Annotated in this window: 1 protein-coding gene; it reads right to left on the bottom strand. The window is 68.5% G+C overall.

What is annotated here, in order from left to right:
• On the bottom strand, positions 1–698 hold a 698-nt coding region (locus AC1D0P_RS26610), incomplete at both ends, for a hypothetical protein (protein ID WP_477679471.1).

The following is a 698-nucleotide window of genomic DNA, read 5'->3' on the forward strand; positions in this document are numbered from 1 at the left end:
TCGTAGCTGCGTTCGAGATGCAGCATGCCGCCATCGCCCTTGAGTTTCACCGTGGCTTGCCAGAACTGGTCGCCCGGCGACCAGGATTGGCCGGCGACGTCTTCGACGTCGAAGACATGCACGTCCTCGACCTGCTTTCGCGGCCGGATGAGCGAGATCGGGCGCTCAGCGAAAGCCTGTTTGAGTGCGTCGACGTTCACCGCTGCCAATGGCGGGCGGAAGGCGAAGAGGGCGTCGCGCGGCATGATCTGCGTCCGTCCGCCCGTGCCGCTGCCGAGCGCCAGCAGGCCGTCGGCGCGACGGCGGGCGACGCTGGTCAGAAGCTGGCCGCGGCCGATGCCGGTGAGTGCGATGGCCGGCGCCATCTGGCGGCGGACCACGGATGTGTGGAAGGCTTCCCTGTCGGTGGGCTGCGGCGAGAACAGCTTTTCCATCAGCATGGTCGCGCCGGTATCGGTGTCGGCCAGCAGGACCGAGGCGCGGATATCCGTGCCCTCCTGCCTCAGCCGTGCGCCGAGCGAGATCAGCCGTGCCTTGGCCAACGCCGTTTCGAACGGCTCACCCAGGCCGAGTGCGGCGGACGCGTCGCCCGCGCGGGTGCGGGCGAAAAGTTCCGCGGCGAGGCGCAGGACGATGCGTTCGTCATAGCGGGCGCTGCGGGCCTCGTAAGCGTGGATCTGCTCGTTGAGTGCATCCAG

This window comes from Polaromonas sp. P1_G2, from assembly GCF_056405515.1.